The organism is Vibrio sp. 10N.222.49.C9 (genome assembly GCF_041474985.1).
GTDB lineage: Bacteria > Pseudomonadota > Gammaproteobacteria > Enterobacterales > Vibrionaceae > Vibrio > Vibrio crassostreae_C.
Genome location: NZ_JBFRVD010000763.1, coordinates 1 through 454 on the forward strand (window position 1 = coordinate 1; position 454 = coordinate 454).

The 454-nt window shown below is 46.3% G+C and carries 1 protein-coding gene; it reads right to left on the bottom strand.

Annotation, left to right across the window (positions count from 1 at the left end; all coding sequences use genetic code 11):
* Positions 1-454, bottom strand: a 454-nt coding sequence (locus tag AB4585_RS25470) for a hypothetical protein (protein ID WP_372171567.1), incomplete at both ends; no start/stop codon positions are given.

Consider the following 454-nt stretch of genomic DNA (forward strand, 5'->3'; position numbering starts at 1 on the left):
TCACACTCTCTTGACGCATATGAGTGACAACAATAGTTTCATTGAACTTGTACTTACCCGATGTATTGAAGCGCGCTTGACGAACCTGCGGAGATTTAATGGTCACACTTTCGATAGCAACCTCATCAAAACGCAGGAACTTACTCAGGACACCCGTCAAACGCAGGTAAATGTCATCTTCTTTGATGGTCACGTTCGCTAGCATCTTCACACCATCACGAACTGTGCTCTTAGAGATACTGGTTGTCGGATAGGCCGCACTGTCTGACGCATAAGTCACCTCAGTTTCACTGATGTACTCCTGACTCTCTGACATATCGATTTCTTGGACTTGATAGTTTGAAGCCTTCACTCTTTGAGTCGTTCTGACCGAGACCTGTCCCGACTTACTTAGATAACGAATCAGCGCACTCGTACCTGCCGAACCACCTTTAGAAGAGCCAAGATTCAACCC